This window comes from Bradyrhizobium sp. Leo114, from assembly GCF_055229415.2.
In genome coordinates, this window is record NZ_JBUYEN020000219.1 from 1 (window position 1) to 429 (window position 429).

Here is a 429-nt window from a genome sequence, read left to right on the forward strand (position 1 = left end):
TGCCGCAGTCATGGGATAACGCCGTGATCTCACCTGGACGATAGCTTCCGCCGCAATGCGGCCCGAGGTCATCGCGAGGTTAGAGCCCTCGCGATGAATGGCGTTGTTGAGCTGCGCCGCATCGCCGGCCACGACCCAACCTTCGCCATACAGCTGCGGGATTGCCTTGTAGCCACCTTCAGGGATGAGGTGCGCAGAATATTCCTTGACCTCCGAGCCCTCGATCAGGAAGGCTCGATCGCGCGACGCGCGATCATCGCAGCCAGCCAGTTGCCGATATCCCCTTCGGTCGAGCGTTGCGCGAGCAGGAGATCACGCAACATTGCGCCCTCATCGCTCTCATTGCGCTTGAAACGCAAGAGCAACTCCTCGGCGTTCATCCGAACCGACGGGAAGTACTGCTCCAGCAACGCCGCCAGCTCATGGCTT

Annotated in this window: 1 protein-coding gene and 1 pseudogene; both read right to left on the reverse strand. The window is 61.1% G+C overall.

The features are described from left to right. A pseudogene (locus tag ACZIRK_RS45490) lies at positions 1 to 228 on the reverse strand (NAD(P)/FAD-dependent oxidoreductase); the annotation flags it as partial. Next, a complete protein-coding gene (locus ACZIRK_RS45495) occupies positions 225 to 380 on the reverse strand; it encodes a hypothetical protein (protein ID WP_474419881.1) in 156 nt (51 codons plus the stop codon). The gene ACZIRK_RS45495 and the pseudogene ACZIRK_RS45490, both read right to left, overlap by 4 nt. Positions 381 to 429: the final 49 nt, after the last annotated feature.